Origin of the sequence: Variovorax sp. 22077, assembly GCF_052044195.1 — a bacterium.
GTDB lineage: Bacteria > Pseudomonadota > Gammaproteobacteria > Burkholderiales > Burkholderiaceae_C > Variovorax > Variovorax atrisoli.
The window spans coordinates 1-929 of the sequence record NZ_JBQEQC010000084.1 but is presented as its reverse complement, the minus strand read 5'-3'; the positions used below and the strand labels follow the sequence as shown (position 1 = coordinate 929).

The 929-nt window shown below is 73.1% G+C and carries 1 protein-coding gene; it reads right to left on the bottom strand.

Going from position 1 to position 929, the window contains the following annotated elements; all coding sequences use genetic code 11:
- The coding region (locus ACTJLF_RS34600) for a condensation domain-containing protein (RefSeq protein WP_440884899.1) at positions 1–929 on the bottom strand (929 nt) is incomplete at both ends.

The following is a 929-nucleotide window of genomic DNA, read 5'->3' as shown; positions in this document are numbered from 1 at the left end:
TGCCCGCGCCCATGCGGGTGAACAGCGTGGCCAGTGCGGCCTGCAGCACCATGAAGAGACTGGCCTGCCCGTCCCTGGCGAGGGCGACCAGGCCCTGGTGCACCTCGGCGGGGATCGTGAACGCCATGCTCTGCCCGCGGTAGCTGGAGACGGCGGGGCGGGGCCTGTCGGTGGGCAGCTCCAGCTGCTCGGGCAGTCCGGCCAGGGTGTGTTGCCAGTAGGCCAACTGGTGCGCTGCGGTGCTGTTGGCGTCGGCCTCGTCGCCCAGCAGCTCGCGCTGCCAGAGGGCGTAGTCGGCGTACTGCACCGGCAGTGGCGTCCAGGCGGGGGCCTTGCCCTGGGAGCGAGCGGCGTAGGCGGTGGACAGGTCTCGCGCCAGCGGCGCGAGCGACCATCCGTCGCTGGCGATATGGTGGCACAGCAGCAGCAGGACATGCTGCTGGGGGTCGAGGCGGAACAGCCACGCGCGCAGCGGCAGCTCGTGGGCGAGTTCGAAGCCGTGGCCGGCGGCCTGCGCGAGCTGCTCGGCCAGGGTGGCCTCGGACACGTCGAGCACCTGCAGGACGGGCCGTGCGGCTTCTGGCGGGAGGACCACCTGCTGGGCCACGTCGTCCGTGTCGGGGAACACGGTGCGCAGGCTCTCGTGGCGCGCGGCGATATCGCACAGGGCCTGCGCCATGGCCTCGGCATCGAGGGGGCCGGCCAGGCGCAGGGCCAGGGGGATGTTGTAGGTGGCGCTGGGCCCGTCCAGGCGGTGCAGGAACCACAGGCGCTGCTGCGCGAAGGACAGCGGCAGCTGTGCGGGCCTGGGCATGGCGCGCAGGGGTGTGCGCGCGGCGGCGTGTTCCTCGCCCAGGCGCTGGGCGAGCTGCGCGACGGTGGGTGCTTCGAACAGCGTGCGGATGGCCAGCTCCACGCCCAGTGCGGAG